Genomic DNA, 20,615 nt, shown 5'->3' with positions numbered 1-20,615 from the left:
CGTGAACGCGCCCCTGTGCGCGCCACCCCGGCCGCGCGTCGTGTGCATGGCTGCCAGGATCGCGCCACACCGCAACGCCCACAAGCGCGTAGTATCGTCGCGAGCCACAAATCTGCCGCGTGTCTACGATGCAACTGCGCCCTGCCCTGCTGCCCGCGCTCGGCGTGTTCGCCGCCGCGGCGCGCCACCAGAACTTCGCCCATGCCGCGGAGGAACTGCACCTCACCGCCAGCGCGGTCAGCCACCATGTGCGCAAGCTGGAGGCGCTGCTCGGCGCGACGCTGTTCCAGCGCCATGCGCGCGGGGTCAAGCTCACCGCCGAGGGCCGGCAACTGGCCGACGCGGCCAGCGCGGCCCTGGCCGATATCGCCGCGGTGGCCGGCAACCTGCACCCGCAGGCCGACACCGCGCCGCTGCGCATCACCACGCTGCGCTCGCTGTCCTACTGCTGGCTGCTGCCGCGGCTGCCGCGCTTCTGCCAGGCGCATCCGCACGTGCGCCTGGACATCCAGACCGACGCGGCGTTCTCGCGCTTCGAGGAGGGCGGGCCGGAGCTGGGCATCCGCTACGGCCAGGGCGCCTGGCCGGGGCTGACCTCGCACCACCTGATGGACGACGAACTGTTCCCGGTCGCCTCGCCGGCGCTGCCGCAGCTGGCCACGCTGCGCCGCCCCGAGCAGATCGCGCAGTTGCCGCTGCTCACCGACATGTCGCCGCAGGGCTGGCGCGACTGGTTCCGCGCGGCCGCGGTGCGCGGCGTGGAGCTGCCGCCGATGCACACCTTCAACGACAGCACCGATGCGATGCGCGCGGCGGTGTACGGGGTCGGCGCGGTGCTGGCGCGCAAGCACATCGCACAGCCGTACCTGCAACGCTACGAGCTGGTGCGCCTGCCTGGGCCCGCGCTGAAGGCGCGCTATTCCTACTACATCGTGCATCCCGGCCACCGCCTGCCCAGCCCGGCGGCCAGCCAGTTCATCGACTGGCTCAAGCGCGAGGCCCTGGACGAACGCACGCCGATGCCGGCGCTGCCGGCGGAGCTGCTGGGGCTGCCGCCGAGGGCGAGTTAGGTTTCCCGCCTGGCCGCGCGCTTTTGGCGAACCGCTGGGGCTGCCGTCAACGGCGAAGTGGTTTTCCCATCTGGCCGCGCGCTTTTGCAGGAGCGGCTTCAGCCGCGACAGGTTCCACGGACAGCGCCTGCCGCTTTACGTGCCTGTCGCTCTACGGAGCGTGTCTGTCGCGGCTGAAGCCGCTCCTGCAAGCGCGTTGCCCGAACGCCATGCCCGGATCGGGACCGCGGCGGCTCGGCACTTGACACGCGCCCAGCAACGCGTCATTAATTAGCTAATTCGTTAATTATCTAACCCCTGATGTCCATCGACCGCGTCTTCGAAGCCCTTGCCTCGCGCCCGCGCCGCGAGATCCTCGCCTACCTGTCGGCGCAGGAGCTCACCGCCGGGCAGATCGGGCAGCGCTTCGCGATGAGCGCGCCGGCGATCTCGCGGCACCTGTCGGTGCTGGAAGCGGCCGGCCTGGTGTCGAGCGAGCGCCGCGGCCAGTTCGTGGTGTACCGGCTGACCCCCGACAACCTGGTCAACACGCTCAGCGGCTTCGCCTTCGAGGTCTGCCCCACCGCCGGCCCGCTCAAGCGCGAGGCGCGCAAGCTGGCGAAGAAGAACGCCTGACCCCTTCCCGCAACGGCCAAAAGGAATCCGCCGATGTCCAGCAGCGCCCCGCTCCGCGAAACCGCCGCCGGCCAGGCCGGCTTTCCCTCCGTGCGCCTGGCCTCGTACAGCGGCGGCCTGCCGGTGGAAGTGACGCTGATCGCGCAGCTCGGCGCCGGTGCCGGCGATCCGTTGATCGCGCAGGCCTGCGTGCGCCAGCGCGCGCATCCGAATTTCCACGATGCGCTGGACGAACCGTCGGCGCGCCTGGCCGGCACCGATTTCGCCAATGGCGAGTCGACCGCGCTGTTCTCCTTCGCGGTCGGCGCCAACGGCCATCCCTTCCATCGCCACGCCGGGCACCGCATGTTCACCGCGATCACCGGCAGCGGCGGCGCGCAGTTGCGCTTCTGCACCGCATCGATGGCGCAGATCGAACAGGATCCGCAGCATTTCCTGGCCGCACTGCGCCATGTCGACCTGCCCGCCGACTGCCTGTTCACCGTGCGCTTCGGCGGCGGTACCTGGCACCAGTTCGCGCCGCTGCGCGCGCACGCGGCGCATCCGGCGTTCTTCGCCCTGTCCTGCCACAGCGACGAAGCCGGCGGCGAGCTCAGCGCCGAGGTGCGCGAGCAGGTGCTGAGCGGCAGCGCCGACATCGCCACGTTGACCGAACTGCTGCCCGAGGCGGTGACCGCGCTGCTGGCCTCGCCGCAGGCGCAGGCCATGCAGGTACCGACCGTGCGCCTGTCGCTGTCCGCCTCGCCCGGCAGCCGGCGGCTGGCCTGGTGCGCGGACCTGCGCGCGCGCAGCGGGCGCCTGCGCCAGGCGCTGGGCAAGTGGCGCCATCCGCTCGGCTTCGTCGCCCTGGCGCCGCGGCTGGCGGCGGTGCGCGCGCGGCCGCAGCCGGTGCCCGGCTCGCTGCTGTGGCGCGAACTGCCGGCGCACGATCACCAGGACAGCGTGCGCCTGCGGCTGCAGGCGCATCAGCTGCGCCAACGCGGCGCGCATGCGCTGCTGGTGGCGTTGCTGGAAGGCTTCATGCAGCGCCCGCCGCTGGGCGTGACCTGGCTGATGCGGATCCGCAACGTGCTGGTCGCGCCGCTGCGGCTGCGCACCTCGCCGCTGGGTTGCCCGGTGTCCTCGCTGCTGTCGCCGCAACGCGATCGCCTGTTCGCCGGGCGCTTCCCGGTGCTGGGCCACGCGCACGCCGCGCACGACCGGCGCGCGCAGGTGCTGCTCGGCGCCGACGACCGCCATCTGGTGTTCCGCAGCTGCGTGGGCGTGGACGTCGCCGAGGACGGCAGCGTCGAACTCAGCCTGGACACGCGCGTGGCCTGCCGCAACTGGTTCGGCCGCCTGTACATGGCGCTGATCGCGCGCGCCCACCGCCACTACATCGCCCCGGCGATGTTGCGCGCGGCGGCCGAGGCGCTGCTGGCGCCGGTCCTGGACGAAGCCGCGCTGGACCAGGCCGCGCTCGGCGGCGCGGCACCGCGGTCGCGCTGAAGCGTCATCACTTCGCCTTAGCCGGCATCTGCCTAGCCTTGCCTTCCCCTACACAGAGGAAGGCTCATGCCCCTGCTCCGTATCCGCATCACCGGCAGCGAAGACGACGCCCGCGCGATCATCAACCTGCTCGGCAGCCTGGAAGGCATCGAGCACGTCGAGGAAATCGACGACCTGATGAGCCATATGGACGACGACGATTCCAGCTCCGCCGGACTGCCCGACGACCAGGGCCCCGGCACCCACGAGGTGGAGATCGAGGCCGGCAACCTCGCCACCGCGCAGAAGGTGCGCGAGGCGGTGGAGGCGCTGGCCTTCGACCTGGAAGTGATCGTGGAATTCGAGCAGGACGAGGGCTGACGCCCTTCTCTCGCGGCTGCCGAGGGCTTTCCTCTCTCGGCTGCCGAAGAACTGCAGGAGCGGCTTCAGCCGCGACGGGCATTACCGGTATAGCCTGTCGCGACTGACGTCGCTCCTGCAGGGAACACTGCTCAAACGCGCCTGCGGCGCCGGCGCAGCCAGGCGACCAGCCACCAGAGCACGCCGCCGAGCAGCAGGAACGGCGTCAGTGCCGCGATCGCGCGCATCGCCCAGGCGGTGGCGGCCGCGAAGATCGACCCCATGTCGGCGAACGCCTGGCCGATCTCGCTGCGGCTGCGTTCGCCATCGAGCGCGGCGAACTGCAGGGTCAGCCGCTGCGTCTCGATGCGCCGGCGCTGCTGCGCCGCCTCCTGGCTGGCAGACAGCAACTGCGTATCGAGTTCGGCCAGCTTGGCCGACAGGCTGATCATGTCGGCGACGCTGAGGTCGCGCCGCTGCTGGAATTCCTGCAGGCGGCGCTGCTCGGCCTGCAGGCGCTGCTGCAGCGCGGCGTTGTCCTGCACCGCCTGCGCCAGATCCTCGGCATGGGTGCTGCGGCTGCCGATGTCGCCGCCGTTGCCGGCCTGCGCGATCATCGGCTCCACCCCGGCGGGCACGATGCGCACGCTCAGCGTGGCCTGCGGAGACTCGCCGCCGCGCTGCTGCAGCGACAACACGCTGCAGGCGCCGAAGCGTCCGCTCAGGCAGCTGTCCTGGGCCTGCCTGAGCCGCGCCTCGATCTGCGCCGCCGGCAGCTGCACCTCCACCTCGTGCTCGTAGGCCAGCATTGCCGCGCGGCCATCCGTGGCCGGTGCAGCGGCTGGCGCGGCGGCAGGCGCTTCGGCCGCGCTTTCGGCGCTGTGTTTGGAGCAGGCGGCTAGCGCCAGCATCAGCACCAAGGGCGTACAGACGATGCCGATGCTGCTTCTTGTGGGAGCGACTTCAGTCGCGGCGGGCTGTACCGGGAAGGCCCGTCGCGACTGAAGTCGCTCCCACAACATGGCAGGTAGCCACCAGTACCGCGAGCGCGCCCTCACAGGCTCGCTCCGTCCACCGTGTGCACCTGCAGCGCGCAGGTCCAGCTGCGGCAGGCAGCGCACGTTGGCCGCCACCGTCGCCTCGCCGGTCCCGGAATGGGTGCCTCCGCCGAACGGGGCGATGCCGCATTCCGGACGATGATGGTGCGCGATGTGCTGGCGATTGAAGCGGTAGCCGCCCAGCGCCTCCGGCGCGCTGCGCAGCGCCGGCGCCGCGCGCGCGCCGCGCCACCGCAGCCCGCCGCGGCGGCGGCACGTGGAGCAGTTGCAGTCGTAGACCTCGACGATCGGCGCCCCGGTCTCCCGTTCGAATGCGATGCGCCCGCAATGGCAACTGCCCGTGTAGTTCATCCCTGCGCTCCCGACCAAGAAGAGGCACAAGGGTAATCCAACGGCAGGTGCGCGCGCCGCGGCGGCCGCCTATGCTTGGCGATCGACCCACCACAGGAACCCCGATGCGCAAGCACCTGCTCGCTGCCGCCCTGCTCGCCGCCCTCGCCGGCTGCCAGAAGCCCGCCGACGCGCCGACGCCGGCGTCCGCCGCCACCTCCGGCGCGGCCGCCGATGCCGCCGACCCGGCCGCCGACGCCGCCTTCGCCGCGCTGTCCAAGCGCGCCGTCGACACCTGGATGCAGCTGTCCCCGGTCGGCGCCACCCAGACCGGCGACCACCGCTACGACAGCGAGCTGGACGACCTCAGCGCCGCCGGCCGGCAGAAGAGCCTGGACGCGAGCAAGCAGCTGCTGGCCGACCTGGACAAGCTGCAGGTGGCCAAGCTCTCGCGCGAGAACCAGGTGGATGCGGCGATCCTGCGCAACCAGTTGCAGTCGGACATCTGGAGCAGCGAAGTGTCGCAGGGCTGGGCCTGGGATCCGCAGGTCTACAACGGCCTGGCCGGCGGCGCGATCTACGGGCTGATGGCGCGCGAATTCGCGCCGCTGCCGGAGCGGCTGAAGTCCGCCACCGCGCGCATGGAGAAGATCCCGGCGCTGTTCGCGCAGGCGCGCGCGAACCTGGACCCGGCGCGGGTGCCGCTGATCAACGCGCAGACCGTGGCCAAGCAGAACCAGGGCATCCTCAGCATCGTCGACACCTTCATCGTCCCGCACGTCAAGGAACTGCCGGACGCCGACGCGCAGCGCCTGCAGGCGGCGATCGACGGGCTGAAGCAGGCGGTGGCCGAGCAGCAGACCTGGCTGGACAAGACCCTGGTGCCCAACGCCAAGGGCGACTTCCGCATCGGCGCGGAGAAGTACGACCAGAAACTGAAGTTCGCGCTGAATTCCTCGCTGTCGCGCGCCGAGATAAAGCAGCGCGCCGAGGCTGAGCTCAAGCGCGTGCGCGAGGAGATGTACGGCATCGCCCGCACCGTGCTGAAGGACGCGCCGAACGCGCCGGCGCTGGCCGATGCGCCGAGCGAGGCGCAACAGCAGGCCGCGATCGAGGCGGCGCTGGAACTGGCGTACGCGCAGCACCCGGCGCGCGACAAGGTGGTCGAGGACGCCAAGGCGTCGCTGGCGTCCTCCACCGCGTTCGTCCGCAGCAAGAACCTGCTGACCCTGCCGGACGCGCCGGTGGACATCATCCTGATGCCCGAATTCCAGCGCGGCGTGGCGGTGGCCTACTGCGATTCGCCCGGCCCGCTGGACAAGAACCTGAAGACCTTCTACGCGGTGTCGCCGATTCCCGACGATTGGAGCGCGCAGCAGGCCGAATCGTTCCTGCGCGAATACAACGGCCGCATGATCCACCTGCTGAGCATCCACGAAGGCGTGCCCGGCCACTACGTGGAAGGCTGGCACTCGGCCAAGTTCCCCTCCACGCTGCGCGGCGTGCTGCGCTCGGGCGTGTTCGCCGAGGGCTGGGCGGTGTACACCGAGCGGATGATGCAGGAGCAGGGCTACCTGGACAACGATCCGCTGTTCCACCTGGTGCAGCTGAAGTTCTACCTGCGCACCCTCGCCAACGCCCTGCTCGACCAGGGCGTGCACGTGGACAACTGGAGCAAGGAGCAGGCGATGCAGCTGATGGTGCACGACACCTTCCAGCAGCAGAGCGAGGCCGAAGGCAAGTGGGTGCGCGCGCAGCTGACCTCGGCGCAGCTGCCGACCTACTTCGTCGGCGTGCAGGAACACCTGGACCTGCGCAAGGCGATGCAGGCCAAGCTCGGCGACAAGTTCGACCTGAAGGCCTACCACGACCAGGTGCTGTCCTACGGCGCGCCGCCGGTACGGTTCGTGCGCGAACTGATGCTGGACGAGCCGATCCAGTGAGACGCCGGGATTCGGGAGTCGGGATTGGGGATTCGTAGAAGCGGTTCTTCGCACCTGATGCCTTCCCCCGATCCATCTGGAGAACAGCCCCCCTTGAGTCAAGGGGGGCGCGCCGACAGGCGCGGGGGATCTGGAAGATGATGAGCTGGGGCCCACGGTTTGCGTAGCAAACTGTGGGGGCGTTAGCGCGAATGCGGTAACGCCGCTCGTGAGCTGGGGCCCACGGTTTGCGCAGCAAACTGTGGGGGCGACAGCGCGAATGCGCTGACGCCGCGCGCTAGCGCGCTCCGACGAATCCGCCCGTCTGCCGCGCCCACAGCCGCGCGTACAGGCCGCCGCGCGCGACCAGTTCGGCGTGGGTGCCGGTTTCGACGATGACGCCCTGGTCCATCACCACCAGCCGGTCCATGCGCGCGATGGTCGACAGCCGGTGCGCGATCGCGATCACCGTCTTGCCCGCCATCAGTTCGTCCAGGCTGTCCTGGATCGCCGCCTCCACTTCCGAATCCAGCGCCGAGGTGGCTTCGTCCAGCACCAGGATCGGCGCGTCCTTCAGCAGCACCCGGGCGATGGCGATGCGCTGGCGCTGGCCGCCGGACAGCTTGACCCCGCGCTCGCCCACATGCGCTTCGTAGCCGCTGCGGCCTTCGCCGTCGCGCAGCGCGTCGATGAAGCCGTCGGCGCGCGCCTTGCGCACCGCCGCCAGCAGCTGCGCCTCGGTGGCGTCGGGACGGCCGTACAGCAGGTTGTCGCGGATCGAGCGATGCAGCAGCGAGGTGTCCTGGGTGACCAGGCCGATCTGCCCGCGCAGGCTTTCCTGGGTCACCGCGGCGATGTCCTGGCCGTCGATCAGGATGCGCCCGCTCTCCAGGTCGTACAGCCGCAGCAGCACGTTGACCAGGGTCGACTTGCCGGCGCCCGACGGCCCCACCAGGCCGATCTTCTCGCCCGGGCGCACCTGCAGGTCGAGCCCGGCGATGACCCCGCCGCGCTTGCCGTAGTGGAAGTGGATGTGCTCGAAGCGCACTTCGCCGCGCGTCACCTGCAACACCTGCGCATCGGCGCGGTCCTGCACCTGGATCGGCTGGGCCACGCTCTCCATGCCGTCCTGCACCGTGCCGATGTCCTCGAAGATGCCGTTGACCACCCACATGATCCAGCCGGACATGTTGTGGATGCGGATCACCAGCCCGGTGGCCAGGGTGATCGCGCCGACGCTGATCCGGCCCTGGCTCCACAGCCACATCGCCAGCGCGCAGGTGCCGACGATCAGGAAGCCGTTCAACGCCGCGATCGAGAAATCCATGGCGGTGGTCATGCGGGTCTGCCCGCGGTGCTTGACCGCCAGTTCCTGGATCGACTCGCGCACGTAGGCTTCCTCGCGCCTGGCGTGCGCGAACAGCTTCAGCGTGGCGATGTTGGTGTAGCCGTCGACGATGCGGCCCATCGCCTTGGAACGCGCTTCGGAGGCGATCCACGCGCGCTGCTGCATGCGCGGCACGAAGTACGCCATCAGCGCCGTGTAGGCGACCAGCCAGACCAGCAGCGGCACCATCAGCCGCGCGTCGGCCTGCGCGAACAGGTACAGCGCGGTGCCGGTGTAGACCAGGATGTACCACAGCGCATCGACCATCTGCACCGCCGATTCGCGCAGCGAGGTGCCGGTCTGCATGACCCGGTTGGCGATGCGCCCGGCGAAGTCGTTCTGGAAGAAGCCCAGGCTCTGCCGCACCACGTAGCTGTGCATCAGCCAGCGCGTGCGGTTGCTGAGCCCGGGCATGATCGCCTGGTTGACCAGCAGGTTGTGCAGCCCGGTCAGCAGCGGCCGCGCGATGAGGGTGATGGCGGCCATCCACAGCAGCTCGTCGCGGTGGCGCGCGAAGAAGTCCGGCCCCGGCGCTTCGGCGACCAGGTCGACGATGCGCCCCAGGAAATCGAACATCGCCACTTCCACCAGCGCCAGCAGCAGCCCGGCCACCAGCGTGGCGGCGAACACCGGCCATACCGGGCGCAGGTAGAACGCGTAGAAGCGCCACACCCCGCGCGGCGGGGTGCGCGGATCGATCTCGGGAAACACGGGAATCAGCGACTCGAACCAGCGGAACATCGCAACGCATCCATCCTTCAGGACGCGCAGCGTAGCCGATACCGCCGTCCCCGCCATGTGCGTACGCGCCGGCGGCCGCGGCGCAAGCATCCTCGCGACGGTCAGGCCCCCTGCCCGAAGCCGCTGCGGTAGGCCGAAGGCGCCACCCCCACGTGGCGCCGGAACGCGGCGCGGAAGGCGTCGAGGCTGTCGAAGCCGCAGGCCTCGCCGACCCGGTCCAACGCCAGCCGCCCTTCCTCCAGCAAGGCCTTCGCCGCGCGCACCCGCTCCTGCTGCAGCCACTGCGCCGGGGTGGTGCCGAGCGCGGCCTTGAAGCGGCGATAGAAGTTGCGTTCGCTCATCGCCGCGGCCCGCGCCAGGTCCGCGGCGCCGATGCCGGCGTGCAGGTGCTGCCGCGCCCAGTCGAACACGCCGTCGAACGGATGCGGGCGCGGCGCGGCGACCGGGCTGGCCACGAACTGGCGCTGCCCGCCTTCGCGGTGCGGCAGCATCACCAGGCGCTGCGCCACCCGGTTGGCCACGGCGGTGCCGAAATCGCTGCGGATCAGGTGCAGGCCGGCGTCGATGCCGGCGGCGCTGCCGGCCGAGGTGACGATGCGGCCGTCTTCCACGTACAGCGCATCGCCGACCAGGGTGCTGGCCGGGAAGCAGTCGCGGAACTGCTGCGCGTAGCGCCAGTGGGTGGTCGCCCTGCGCCCGTCGAGCAGGCCGCAATGGCCGAGCAGGAACGCGCCCGAGCAGATCGACAGCAGCCGCGCGCCGCGGGCATGGGCGTCGCGCAAGGCGGTCTTCAGTGCGGCGCCGGGCAGCACTTCCGGCCCGCTCCAGCCCGGCACCACGATGGTGTGCGCGGTGCGCAACAGCGCCAGCCCGCCGTCGGCGGCCACCTGCAGGCCGCCGATGCCGCTGCGCACCTTGCGCGCGGTCATCGCCACGCCGAAGCGGTACCAGGGCATGCCCAGTTCCGGCCGCGGCAGGCCGAACAGTTCGGCAGCGATGCCGAACTCGAACAGGCACAGGTTCGGATAGGCCAGCGCGACCACACGGGGCGGCGTCTTCGTCATGGCAGGAAATGACCGCTGTTCGGCAATCCTGCCAGTGTAGCCGCGGCGGCGCCGGCGGCACACTGGCCGCTCCCACGCCAAGGACACGCCCATGCGCAATCCCGTGCTGCAGACAGCCGCCGCCTCCAGCGCCGACGCGCTGCGCCATTTCGCCGCCAAGCGCTCGCTGGAAACCGATTGCTGGGACGTGCACGCGGCGGTGTCCGGCGGCGATGCCGGCTTCGTCCTGCTCGATGTCCGTTCCCCGGCGCTGTACGCGCAAGGCCACCTGCCCGGCGCGATCAACCTGCCGCACGCCAAGATCGTGCCCGGCAAGCTGTCCGCCTATCCGGCCGACACCCTGTTCGTGGTGTATTGCGCCGGCCCGCATTGCAACGGCGCCGACAAGGCGGCGCTGCGCCTGGCCACGCTGCAACGCCCGGTGAAGCTGATGCTCGGCGGCATCACCGGCTGGCTGGACGAAGGCTTCGCGCTGTTGCGCGGCGCTGCCGGCGCGGAGCCGGCCTGACCCGGCGTGCGGGCGCGGATGGCATCGCCCCGCCGGCCTGCGCGCGGTCCACGCCGGTCGCACGGCGACGCCGGTCGCCCACCCGCCAACGCCGCCGTGGGTTCACGCCGCAAGCGGCGCTCCAGGCGCGCGGCAAAGGCCTTCGCCGCAGCAAGGATGGCGGCATGGGCTGCCGCGAACGTGCGTCGCCGGCGGCGCGGCGCACGGCGCTTGCGGGAGACCGGCGCCCGCTCCAGCTCAATCGCAGCGCAGCGCAGCGGGCGCGTCCGCCGCGCCGGCCACGACCTGGATGCGGGTGAACGCCGCCGCGAACGGCGCATCGGCATCGATCGCGAACGGCATGTCGATGCCGCCGAGGTCGGCGCCGCGCTTGGCGAAGCAGGCCAGGGGCACGCTGATGGTGCGCTTGCCGGATCCCGCCGCGGGCAGCGCTGCGGCGATGTCGATGCCGTCGCCGCAGCCGCGCACGCAGCCCAGGCGCAGCGTCACCGCTGCGGTCGGCGCCTGCTGCACCTGCACGTCGAACTGCAGCGCGGCGTGCGCCTGCGCCATCGCGGTGAGGTTCTGGCTGGCGGCGCCGCTGGCCAGCAGCCGCGCCGGCGCCAGCCAGGTCACCTGCTTGGCGTCCTGCTGGGTATTGACCTGTACCGTGCGCACGCGCAGCGCCGGATCCGGTTGCGGCCACTCCAGCACCGCGTTGAGGTCGGCGCCGAGCGCGCGCTCCTGGCCGCGCGCGGCCAGCTTCAGCGCGTACGGCGCGGCGTCGCGCAGGTTGAACACCGGCAGCGTGGTGGCCGCGCCGCAGTCGGCGGGCAGTTGCACCGGCAGCGTCCCGACCCGGCCGCCGCGGGCATAGCGCAAGCCATAGCCGAGCGCGAACAGCGGCGGCCGTGCCGGATCGGCCGGCGCCACCGGCGGCGGACAGGCCTGGCCCGGCCACGGGAAGCCCAGCTGCCCGCGGAAGTCGTAGGCGCCGCCGTACAGCACGTCGGCCACCCCGCCGCCCTCGCTGCCCGGCAGCCAGGCGGCGACGAAGGCCTGCGAGAGGTTGAGCAGGTCGTTGACGTACAGCGGCCGCCCGGACAGCAGCACCGTGATCACCGGCTTGCCGGTCGCCGCGGCGTCCTGCAGCGTCTTCAGGTCCTCGGGATGGCGCTGGCTGTGCGCCATCGTGTTGGAGGCGACGATGTCGCCGCTGCCCTCGGCGTACGGCGTTTCGCCGATCACCGCGACGATGGCGTCGTAGCTGCCCGGCGCGACCGCGGCGACCGACGCGGCATAGCGCACCTGCGCGGCGCCGCCCGCGTCGCGCAAACCGGCCAGGATGCTCTGCGCATTGGGGAAATCGGCGTTGCGGTTGTCGGTGCCTTGCCAGGTCAGCGACCAGCCGCCGACCTGGTCGGAAAGAGTGTCGGCGCTCTTGCCGACCACCAGCAGGCGCTGGCCGCGACGCAGCGGCAGCGCGCCGCGCTCGTTCTTCAGCAGCACCAGCGATTCGCGCACCGCGCGCCGCGCCAGCTCGCGATGCAACAGGGCGTCCTCGCGTCCGGCGTAGCGGCTGGCGGAGGGCGCGTGCGCGAACAGGCCGGCGCGCAGCTTGACCCGCAGGATGCGCCGCACCGCATCGTCGATGCGCGCCTGCGGGATCTGTCCGGCCTGCACCTGGGCGACGGTGTTGTCGATGAACGCCTTCCACTCGTCGGGCACCATCACCATGTCCACGCCGGCGTTGATCGCCTGCGCGCAGCTGGCGTTGCTGCAGCCCGGCACCTGGCCGATGCCGTTCCAGTCGGAGACCACGAAGCCGTCGAAGCCCATCTTGCGCTTCAGCGCCTCGCTCAGCAGCGGCGCGGCGCCGTGCATCTTGCCGTAGTCGACGCCGGCGGCGGCATCGTTCCAGCTGCTGTAGGAGGCCATCACCGTCTGCACGCCGGCCTCGATCGCGCCGTAGTAGCCCTGCGCGTGCACGTTGAGCATCCGCGCCTTGTCGATCTGCGCCACGCCCTGGTCGCGGCCGTGCGCGGTGGCGCCATCGCCGAGGTAGTGCTTGGCGGTGGCCAGTACGCTGGCATCGTCGCCGAGCCGGCCCTGCATGCCGCGCACGTAGGCGGCGGCATAGCTGCGCACCAGCGCCGGGTCGGACGAGAAGCTCTCGTAGGTGCGGCCCCAGCGCGGATCCTCCGCCACCGCCAGCGTGGGCGCGAACGCCCAGGCGATGCCGGTGGCGCGGCTGGCCTCGGCGGTGGCGCGCGCGACCTGTTCGACCAGCGCCGGGTCGCGCGCCGCGCCCAGGCCGATGTTGTGCGGGAACAGCGTGGCGCCGTACACGTTGCTGTGCCCGTGTACCGCGTCGGTGCCCCACACGATCGGGATCGGCACCCGCGCGTCGGTGCGCATCGAGGCCTGGTAGTAGGCATCGGCCAGCCGCAGCCAGTCGTCCACGCGCGCGTGCTTGTCCTTGCCCGGCCACGAGCCGCCGCCGTTGAGCACCGAACCGATGTAGTACTGGCGCACCTGTTCGGGCGTGATCGACTTGATCTCCGCCTGGGTCATCTGCCCGACCTTCTGCGCCAGGGTCATGCCGTCCAGGATCTGCGCGATCCTGGCTTCCTCGGCCGGGTCGGGCGCCACCGCGCTGCGCAGCGCCGGCCAGTCGCGCAACGGCGCCGGCGCGGAGGGCGGCGCAGCGTGGGCCACGGCGACGAGAGCGGCGGCGGCGAGCACGGCGCGGGCCAGGGCATGCGGTGTGGACATCCTGTTTCCTCCATCGAAGTGCGGGCGCGGCGCCGCGCGGCGGCGCGGTGCCGGTCGTGGCGGGCGGGACGGCGCCCGCGTCAGAGCTTGTAGCGGAAGCCGAGCAGGTACTGGCGGCCGTACTCGGTGTATTCCTCGGGCAGGAACACCGTGGACGCCACGCCGGCGGCACTGACCTCGGTGCGGAACGCCTCGTTGGTCAGGTTGTTGACCTGGAACATCAGCGACAGGCCTTTCAGCCGGCTGCTGTCGGGGAAGTCGTAGCTCAGCTGCAGGTCGGTGACGCGCTCGCTGAGCGTGTTGCGGTAGCTGCGCTGCCCGAACAGCGAGCCGTACTCGCCGCGGTAGGCGTCGCGGTAGCGCTGGCTGATGCGCGCGCCGATGCCGTGCTTCTCGTAGAACACGGTGGCGTTGGCGACGATCTTGGACAGGCCGGGGATGGTGTCGGTGCCGGGCGAATTGTCGCTGGGATCGGGATCGATCGACGATTCGGTGTAGGAGCCGTTGAGCTGCACGCCGAAGCCGTCCAGGCGTTCGCTGAACACGTCGCCGGTGACGGTGGCGGCGAACTCGACGCCGCGCATGTAGCCGCCGCTGCCGTTGGCCCAGGTGCTGAAGGTGCCGATGTTCGACACCGGGGTCTGCCCGTCGGGGTTGTAGCCGGTGAAGTCCCAGCGCAGGTTCTGCCGGTAGATGTATGTCTGCAGGTCCTTGTAGAACAGCGCCAGGCTGACGTAGCTGGCCGAGCCGAAATACTTCTCCAGCGACAGGTCGACCGCATCGGCGCGGTACGGCTGCAGGGTCGGGTTGCCGCCGCTGCCGCTCCACAGCCCGGTGGTGGTGTCCACCGCGGCGCTGGCGTCGGCGCTGAGGTAGTTGATCGGCGGGCGCATCAGCTGCTTGGCCGCGCCCAGCCGCGCCATCCAGCCATCGCCGAAGTCGAACACCAGGTTCAGGCTCGGCAGCGCGTCGTGGTAGCGCGCGCCCAGCGTCTGCGCGCCGACCACCGCGCCGCCGCTGGCGTTGAAGCCGGTGGAGGACTGCTCGGTGGCGATGTACTGCAGGCCGGCGTTGCCGCGCACGCGTACGCGCTCGCCCAGGTCCATGTCGATGTTGGCGCGCAGGTAATAGGTGTTGACGTCCTCGTCGACCACGTAGTCCTTGCGCAGGTCGTCGTTGCTCTCGGACAGGGTGACGCCGTAGTAGCGCGACAGCAGCGCGCGCGGGTCGAAACTGAGGATGTCGCCGATGCCGGCGAAGCCCAGCGAGGTCGGCGCATACAGCAGCGACGGATCGACCAGGGTCGGCGTGCGCCCCGGCAGGTCGGCGAAGTACACGTCGGCGCGCTTGTCCTTGCTGCGGCGGTTGACGTTCACGCCCAGGTCGAAGCTGCGCACCAGCGCGGTGTCCACGTCGTAGGAGAACTCGAGCCGGCCGGCCTTGATCTCGTCCTTCTGCCAGGAATTCTCCAGCCGTCCGTCGTGTCCCCACTTCTGCGGGTCCCACAGGTAGACCGCGCCGGGATCGGCCAGGTCGGCGAGCGAATAGCGCGCGAAGTCGTTGCTCAGCGGCAGGTCGAAGCCGATGTCCTGCGGATCGGCCAGCCCGGCATAGGTCTCCAGCTGCGATTGCCGGCGTTCGGCGCGCGAGTAGTTCAGGTCCAGGCTCAGCGACCACGGCTCCCAGCGCAGCGTATTGGTCCAGCCGAGCGAGAGCAGCTTGTCCTCGCGGTCGTTGCGGTCGTTGCGCAGCACCGGCTGCACCCCGCTCAAGGTGCCCTGGGTGATGATCGGCACGCCCTGCCGGTCGCTGGTGACGATGTCGCGGTAGCTCACCTGCTCGCCGAGCGCATTGCTGAAGTCCGGCGCGTTGGACCACATCGCGCCGTGCATCGTTTCCTTCTGCTCGAACTTGGACCAGTAGCCGTCGAGCACGCTGTGGAAATGTTCGTTGGGCTTGTATTCCAGCGTGCCGATCACGCCATCGCGGGTGAGTTCGCGCGACTTGATCCACGCCTCCGATCCCTGCAGCGCGACCGCGCCCGGCGGCTTGCCGGGCTGGGTGGCGCCCCAGCTGTCCGGATTGCCCCACCACCACGCCTTGTAGTGCTTTTCCTGGAATGGCGAATTCAGCCGCGCCACACCCAGCGCCACGCCGATGGTGTCGCCGGCGAACTGGTCGACGTAGGACGCCGCGGCGCGGTAGCCGCGGTCGTGGCCGTCGTCGCTGAGCTTGCCGAAGGAGTTCTTCTCGCCGTTGCCGCTGACCACGATGCGGCGCTCGTCCAGGTCCAGCGGGCGGATCGTCTTCAGGTCCACGGTGCCGGACAGGCCCTGCCCGATCACCGCGGCATCGGCGGTCTTGTACACGGTCACGGCGTTGATCAGCTCGGCCGGGAACTGGTCGAACTCCACGCCGCGGCTGTCGCCGGTGCTGACCTGCTCGCGGCCGTTGAGCGTGGTGCCGACGAACTGTTCGGACATGCCGCGGATGTTGATCACCTGCGAGCGCCCGTCCACGCGCTGGGTGGCGACGCCGGGCAGCCGCGAGATCGAGTCGGCGATGCTCACGTCGGGCAGCTTGCCGATGTCCTCGGCCGAGATCGCCTCCACGATCAGCGACGACTCGCTCTTGGTTTCCACCGCGGTCTCGATCGCGTGGCGGATGCCGGTGACGCGCACCGCATCCAGCGTGTTGACCGTGTCCTGCTGCGCCGGCGCGTCGGAACTTGCGCTTTGCGCGTGCGCCTGCTGCAGCGCGGCGACGCAACAGGCGATCGCCAGCAGGCGCCGCGACGGTACGCCGCGCCGCGCGCGGCCCATGAAGAATTTCCGCATGCCCATCATGTGATGCCCTCTCCCGGCATTTTTGACAGCGCTGTCATACTCGTCGTATCCAGTGCGGTCAATGCCCGCAGGAGCGAGACATGCCGCAGCCACGCAAGTCGATGAACTTTCTCGCCGCCACGGCGCCGCGCCATGCCGAATCGCTGCGGCGCAGCACGCGGTTTGCGCAGCGTCCGGCCGCCGCGCGTGCGGTGCGGCAACGGGTGGCGGCCGCCGTGTGCGGCGCGTTGCTGGCGTGGACCGGCAGCGTCTTCGGCGCGCGCCCGGCACCGCCGCCGGGCGATGTGCAGGTCTGGATCACCACCCAGGACCATCGCCTGGCGCTCGCGCCGGCGACGGCCGCGGCCTGGGAAACCGGGACCGCCGCCGACATCCGCATCGACCCCGCGGCGCGGCGCCAGCGCATGCTCGGGTTCGGCGCGTCCATCACCGATTCCTCCGCCTGGGTGCTGCAGCAGTTGCCGGCCGCGCGGCGCGAGGCGCTGATGCGCGAACTGTTCGGCCGCGCCGATGGCGGCCTGGGCCTGAGCTTCGCGCGGCTGACCATCGGCGCGTCGGATTTCTCGCGCCGCCATTACAGCCTTGACGACACCCCGGACAACGCGCCCGATCCGGCGCTGGCGCATTTCAGCATCGCCGCCAACCGCGACGACGTGCTGCCGGTGGCGCGACAGGCGCTGGCGATCAATCCCGAGCTGAAGATCATGGCCTCGCCATGGAGCCCGCCGGCCTGGATGAAGACCAGCGGCAGCCTGATCGGCGGCACGCTCAAGCCCGAGCACTACGACGCCTTCGCCCGCTATCTGCTGCGCTACGTCGATGCCTATGCGCAGGCCGGCGTGCCGATCTTCGCGCTGACCCTGCAGAACGAGCCGGGCTTCACCCCGGAGGACTATCCGGGCATGCGCCTGCAGGCCGCGCAGCGCGCGCAGCTGATCGGCCGCCACCTCGGCCCGCTGCTCGACGCGCGCGACGGCGCGCCGCTGCTGTTCGACTGGGACCACAACTGGGACCAGCCGCAGGAGCCGCTGGCGGTGCTCGCCGACGCGCAGGCGCGGCGCCACGTCGCCGGCATCGCCTGGCACTGCTACGCCGGCGATCCAGCCGCGCAGGGTCCGGTGCAGGCGGCCTATCCGGACAAGGACGCGTACATGACCGAATGCTCCGGCGGCGACTGGGAACCGCTGCGCAGCGGCGGCCTGACCCTGCAGACGCGGCGGCTGATCGTGCAGTCGGTCCGCCACGGCGCGCGCGGCGTGCTGTTCTGGAATCTGGCGCTGGACCTGCAGGGCGGCCCGCACAGCGGCGGCTGCGCCACCTGCCGCGGCGTGGTCGATGTCGATCCGCGCGGCGAGCGCGTGCTGCGCAGCGACGAGTACTATGCGCTCGCCCATGCCAGCCGCTTCGTGCGCCCGCAGGCCTGGCGCATCGATTCCAGCGAGGGTGGCGAAGGCGTGGACAACGTGGCGTTCGAGAACCCGGACGGCAGCCGGGTGCTGGTGGTGGTCAACAGCGCCGAGCGCGAGCGCGCGCTGGCGGTGGCCGAGGGCGCGCGCCGCTTCCGCTACACCGTGCCGGCGCGCAGCGTCGCCAGCTTCGTGTGGCCGGCGCCGGCGCGGTGAGCAGGCGCGCCGCACAGGGGCTGCGCATCGAGGACGTGGCGGCACGCGCCGGCGTGTCGATGAAGACGGTCTCGCGGGTCATCAACGGCGAGCCCAACGTGCGCGAGCAGACCCGGCACAAGGTGGAACGGACCATGCAGCGGCTGGGCTACCAACCCAATCCCTCGGCCCGCAGCCTGGCCGGCCAGCGTTCCTATGCGGTGGCGCTGGCCTACGACAATCCCTCGTACTACCAGATGGAGATCCAGAACGGCGTGCTCGAGGCCTGCCGCGCACAGCGCTATACGCTGATGCTGGCGCCGGTGGACCGCGCCCGCCCCGACCATGCCGATGCGCTGGTCGCGCTGGCGCGGCACCAGCACATCGACGGCTTGCTGCTGATCCCGCCGCTGACCGACGACGCGGCGCTGCTGCGCCGGCTCCACGCCGAAGGCATCGCGCTGGCGTGCGTGTCGTCGCGGCGCCAGCGCGAGTGGCCGGGCGTGCGCCTGGAGGAGCGCCGCGCCGCGCGCGAACTGGTCGGCGAGATGCTGCGCCTGGGCCATCGCCGCATCGCCCACATCCGCGGCCTGCCCGGCCACGGCGCGACGCAGTGGCGCCTGGCCGGATACCGCGATGCGCTGGCCGCCGCCGGCATCGCCTACGACCCGCGCCTGGTGGTGCCGGGACGCTTCGATTTCGCGTCCGGCGTCGAGGCCGCCGAGCAGTTGCTCGGACAGCGCCAGCGGCCGAGCGCGGTGTTCGCCGCCAACGACGAGATGGCCGCCGGCGTGCTGCGCAGCGCCAGTCTGCGCGGACTCGCCGTGCCGCGCGACCTGTCGGTGTGCGGCTTCGACGACACCCTGGTCGCGCAACAGGTCTCGCCGGCACTGGCGACGGTGCAGCAACCGCTGCAGCAGATGGGCCGGCGCGCGCTGGAACTGCTGCTGGCGCGGCTGCGCACGCCGCAACCGCCGGTATGCGAGACCCTGCCGCACCGGCTGCTGCTGCGCGACTCGCTGGGCCCGCCCGCGCCGCGGCGCTGAGTGTTTGGTGCGGGACTCGGGACTCGGGACTGGGGACTGGGGACTGGGGACTCGGACGGCAGGATGCATTCCAGCGCGAATCGCAGTCATGCGATTCGACGAAACGGCGCCGCCCCTTGCTGGCAGGAACCGAGTCCCGAGTCACGAGTCCCCAGTCCCGCCCAATCACTGCACCGGCGTCAGCAACAGATCCTGGAAGTCGAAGCTGAAATCGGTCAGCGGCGAGATCGCCTCCATGCGCACCTCGCGCACCTTGCCGTCGGGAGTCAGCGCGAAGTTGACGAAGGCATCGGCATTGAGCGAGCGATCGCGCCAGCGCACGATGAAGGTGTCGTGCTGCCAGTGCTCCAGCGTGCCGACCAGCTGCGCGGTCTTGCTGAAGCGCAGCTCCAGCTGCTTGCCGCGCTGCGCGATCGCCACGTCGCCGTACCACGGATCGCGATAGCTGCCGGCATAGCCGGCCAGCGGCAGCGACGGCTTGGATTTGGCATCGCGCGCGGCCTGGTGCTTGTGCCAGTCCTCGTCCGCATTCGCGTCGGCCTTGGCCACCGCGGCGGCATAGGCGCCGGTCCAGTCGGTCGCCGGCGTGCCCAGGTAGGCGTCGAGCACCTGCAGGGTGAGCGCGTTGAACGCCGCGCCCACTTCCTGGTTGGTCAGCACGATCACGCCCAGTTTCTGCTCCGGCAGCAGGGTCAGCCGCGACACCATGCCCGGCCAGCCGCCGGTGTGCCAGACCAGCTTGTGCCCGCGGTAGTCGCTCAGGCTCCAGCCCTCGCCGTAGCCGGCGAAGTTCGGCTTGGCCGGCAGCAGCTGCGGCACGCTCGGTTCGGCGATGGCGATCGGGGTGATCACCTGCCACATCTCCTGTTGCCGTTGCGCGCTGAACAGGCGCCGCTCCTGGCCGTCTGCGGAGGGCAGGCGCCCGCCGTCGAGCTGCACCTGCATCCACTTGGCCATGTCGTGCACGCTGGCGTAGATGCCGCCGGCACCTGAATTGTTCGACCAGGTCAGCGGCGGCACCGGGCGCAGCTCGCGGAAATCGAACTTGGCATGGCCCACCGCGGCGCGGTCGCCGGGCTGCAGGTAGTCGCTGTTGATGCGCGCGCCGCTCATGCCCACCGGCACGAAGATGCGCTGGCGCACGAACTCGGCGTAGGACTGCCCGGAGACCTGCTCGATCACCTTCTGCGCCACCGCGTAGAGGATGTTGTCGTAGGCGTAGCGGTCGCGGAAGCCGCCCTTCAGCGGCACCTGCGCCAGGCGCCGCACCACCTCCTCGTTGCTGTAGCTGGTCGCCGGCCAGAACAGCAGGTCGCCGGCGCCCAGGCTGAGTCCGCTGCGGTGGCTGAGCAGGTCGCGCACGCGCATCTCGCGGGTCACGTAGGGATCGGCCATCTGGAACCACGGCAGGTGCTCGATCACCCGGTCGTCGAGCTTGAGCTTGCCTTCGTCGGCCAGGATCGACAGCGACGCGGCGGTGAACGCCTTGGTGTTGGAGGCGATCGCGAACAGGGTCTGCGCGTCCACCGGCTCCGGCTTGCCGAGTTCGCGCACGCCGTAGCCGCGCTCCAGCACCACCTGCCCGTCCTTGACGATGGCGATGGCGATGCCGGGCACGTCGAACTGCTTGCGCACGCGCTCGACCCGCGCGTCCAGGTCCTGCAGCGCAGGCGGCAAGGCGGCGTCCACCGGGGCCGGCGCTTGCGCCTGCGCGGTGGCGGTCATCACCAACAACAGGCCGCAGCCCATCGACATCGTCTTCAAATCCGTCGCTCCTCGCAGAAAAAGCCAAAAAAGAACCCACCCGGCGCCGCAGCGCGCCGCCACGCCAGCTTCGCAAACGCTG

14 protein-coding genes and 1 pseudogene are annotated in these 20,615 nt (G+C 70.9%); 8 read left to right on the top strand and 7 right to left on the bottom strand.

Annotation, left to right across the window (positions count from 1 at the left end):
• The first annotated feature begins 128 nt into the window (after window positions 1-128).
• From AB3X10_RS08195 to AB3X10_RS08180, 4 genes are all read left to right on the top strand, one after another.
• The gene (locus tag AB3X10_RS08195; protein WP_369980619.1) at window positions 129-1,070 is read left to right on the top strand and encodes a LysR substrate-binding domain-containing protein; all 942 of its coding nucleotides are present in this window, start codon (window positions 129-131) and stop codon (window positions 1,068-1,070) included.
• 300 nt (window positions 1,071-1,370) lie between these two features.
• A complete protein-coding gene (locus AB3X10_RS08190) occupies window positions 1,371-1,685 on the top strand; it encodes a metalloregulator ArsR/SmtB family transcription factor (RefSeq protein WP_145707662.1) in 315 nt (104 codons plus the stop codon).
• A gap of 33 nt (window positions 1,686-1,718) precedes the next feature.
• Entirely contained in the window at window positions 1,719-3,173 is a 1,455-nt protein-coding gene (locus AB3X10_RS08185; protein WP_369980617.1) for a DUF2867 domain-containing protein, read from the top strand.
• A 66-nt stretch (window positions 3,174-3,239) separates the two neighbouring features.
• Window positions 3,240-3,533 carry a hypothetical protein gene (locus AB3X10_RS08180; protein ID WP_179565921.1) on the top strand — a complete coding sequence of 98 codons (294 nt, stop codon included), beginning with the start codon at window positions 3,240-3,242 and terminating at the stop codon, window positions 3,531-3,533.
• 131 nt (window positions 3,534-3,664) lie between these two features.
• Here the strand turns inward: AB3X10_RS08180 and AB3X10_RS08175 are convergent, their stop codons facing one another.
• Together AB3X10_RS08175 and AB3X10_RS08170 are read right to left on the bottom strand one after the other, a co-directional pair.
• Window positions 3,665-4,321 (bottom strand): DUF4349 domain-containing protein, encoded by a 657-nt coding sequence (locus AB3X10_RS08175; RefSeq protein WP_369980615.1) that lies wholly within the window; start codon window positions 4,319-4,321, stop codon window positions 3,665-3,667.
• A gap of 245 nt (window positions 4,322-4,566) precedes the next feature.
• Window positions 4,567-4,921: pseudogene (locus AB3X10_RS08170) on the bottom strand (GFA family protein).
• Window positions 4,922-5,025: 104 nt separating this feature from the next.
• On the opposite strand from AB3X10_RS08170, the gene AB3X10_RS08165 reads away from it, so the two are divergent.
• On the top strand, window positions 5,026-6,843 hold the full coding sequence (locus AB3X10_RS08165; protein WP_369980614.1) for a DUF885 domain-containing protein: 1,818 nt from the start codon (window positions 5,026-5,028) through the stop codon (window positions 6,841-6,843).
• 277 nt (window positions 6,844-7,120) lie between these two features.
• Here the strand turns inward: AB3X10_RS08165 and AB3X10_RS08160 are convergent, their stop codons facing one another.
• Both AB3X10_RS08160 and AB3X10_RS08155 read right to left on the bottom strand, forming a co-directional pair.
• Window positions 7,121-8,950 (bottom strand): ABC transporter ATP-binding protein, encoded by a 1,830-nt coding sequence (locus AB3X10_RS08160; protein ID WP_369980612.1) that lies wholly within the window; start codon window positions 8,948-8,950, stop codon window positions 7,121-7,123.
• Window positions 8,951-9,051: 101 nt separating this feature from the next.
• Entirely contained in the window at window positions 9,052-10,014 is a 963-nt protein-coding gene (locus tag AB3X10_RS08155; protein WP_369980610.1) for a helix-turn-helix domain-containing protein, read from the bottom strand.
• Window positions 10,015-10,105: 91 nt separating this feature from the next.
• On the opposite strand from AB3X10_RS08155, the gene AB3X10_RS08150 reads away from it, so the two are divergent.
• A complete protein-coding gene (locus AB3X10_RS08150) occupies window positions 10,106-10,522 on the top strand; it encodes a rhodanese-like domain-containing protein (RefSeq protein ID WP_369980608.1) in 417 nt (138 codons plus the stop codon).
• Window positions 10,523-10,759: 237 nt separating this feature from the next.
• Here the strand turns inward: AB3X10_RS08150 and AB3X10_RS08145 are convergent, their stop codons facing one another.
• Window positions 10,760-13,276: a glycoside hydrolase family 3 protein gene (locus AB3X10_RS08145; RefSeq protein WP_369980606.1), complete on the bottom strand. Its 2,517-nt coding sequence runs from the start codon at window positions 13,274-13,276 to the stop codon at window positions 10,760-10,762.
• An 80-nt stretch (window positions 13,277-13,356) separates the two neighbouring features.
• Window positions 13,357-16,113 (bottom strand): TonB-dependent receptor, encoded by a 2,757-nt coding sequence (locus tag AB3X10_RS08140; protein WP_369980604.1) that lies wholly within the window; start codon window positions 16,111-16,113, stop codon window positions 13,357-13,359.
• An 89-nt stretch (window positions 16,114-16,202) separates the two neighbouring features.
• Between AB3X10_RS08140 and AB3X10_RS08135 the strand changes: the two genes are divergently transcribed.
• Both AB3X10_RS08135 and AB3X10_RS08130 read left to right on the top strand, forming a co-directional pair.
• Entirely contained in the window at window positions 16,203-17,744 is a 1,542-nt protein-coding gene (locus AB3X10_RS08135; RefSeq protein WP_369980602.1) for a glycoside hydrolase family 30 protein, read from the top strand.
• Window positions 17,741-18,769: a LacI family DNA-binding transcriptional regulator gene (locus AB3X10_RS08130; protein ID WP_369980600.1), complete on the top strand. Its 1,029-nt coding sequence runs from the start codon at window positions 17,741-17,743 to the stop codon at window positions 18,767-18,769. Before AB3X10_RS08135 ends, AB3X10_RS08130 begins: the two co-directional genes overlap by 4 nt.
• A 165-nt stretch (window positions 18,770-18,934) precedes the next feature.
• On the opposite strand, the gene AB3X10_RS08125 is transcribed toward AB3X10_RS08130, so the two are convergent.
• Window positions 18,935-20,518, bottom strand: a complete 1,584-nt coding sequence (locus tag AB3X10_RS08125; protein ID WP_369981726.1) for a serine hydrolase — start codon at window positions 20,516-20,518, stop codon at window positions 18,935-18,937.
• Window positions 20,519-20,615: the final 97 nt, after the last annotated feature.

Origin of the sequence: Xanthomonas sp. DAR 80977 (assembly GCF_041240605.1) — a bacterium.
Taxonomy (GTDB): domain Bacteria; phylum Pseudomonadota; class Gammaproteobacteria; order Xanthomonadales; family Xanthomonadaceae; genus Xanthomonas_A; species Xanthomonas_A bundabergensis.
Note: the sequence above shows the minus strand (reverse complement) of the source record. Positions and strands in the feature narration are given on the sequence as shown.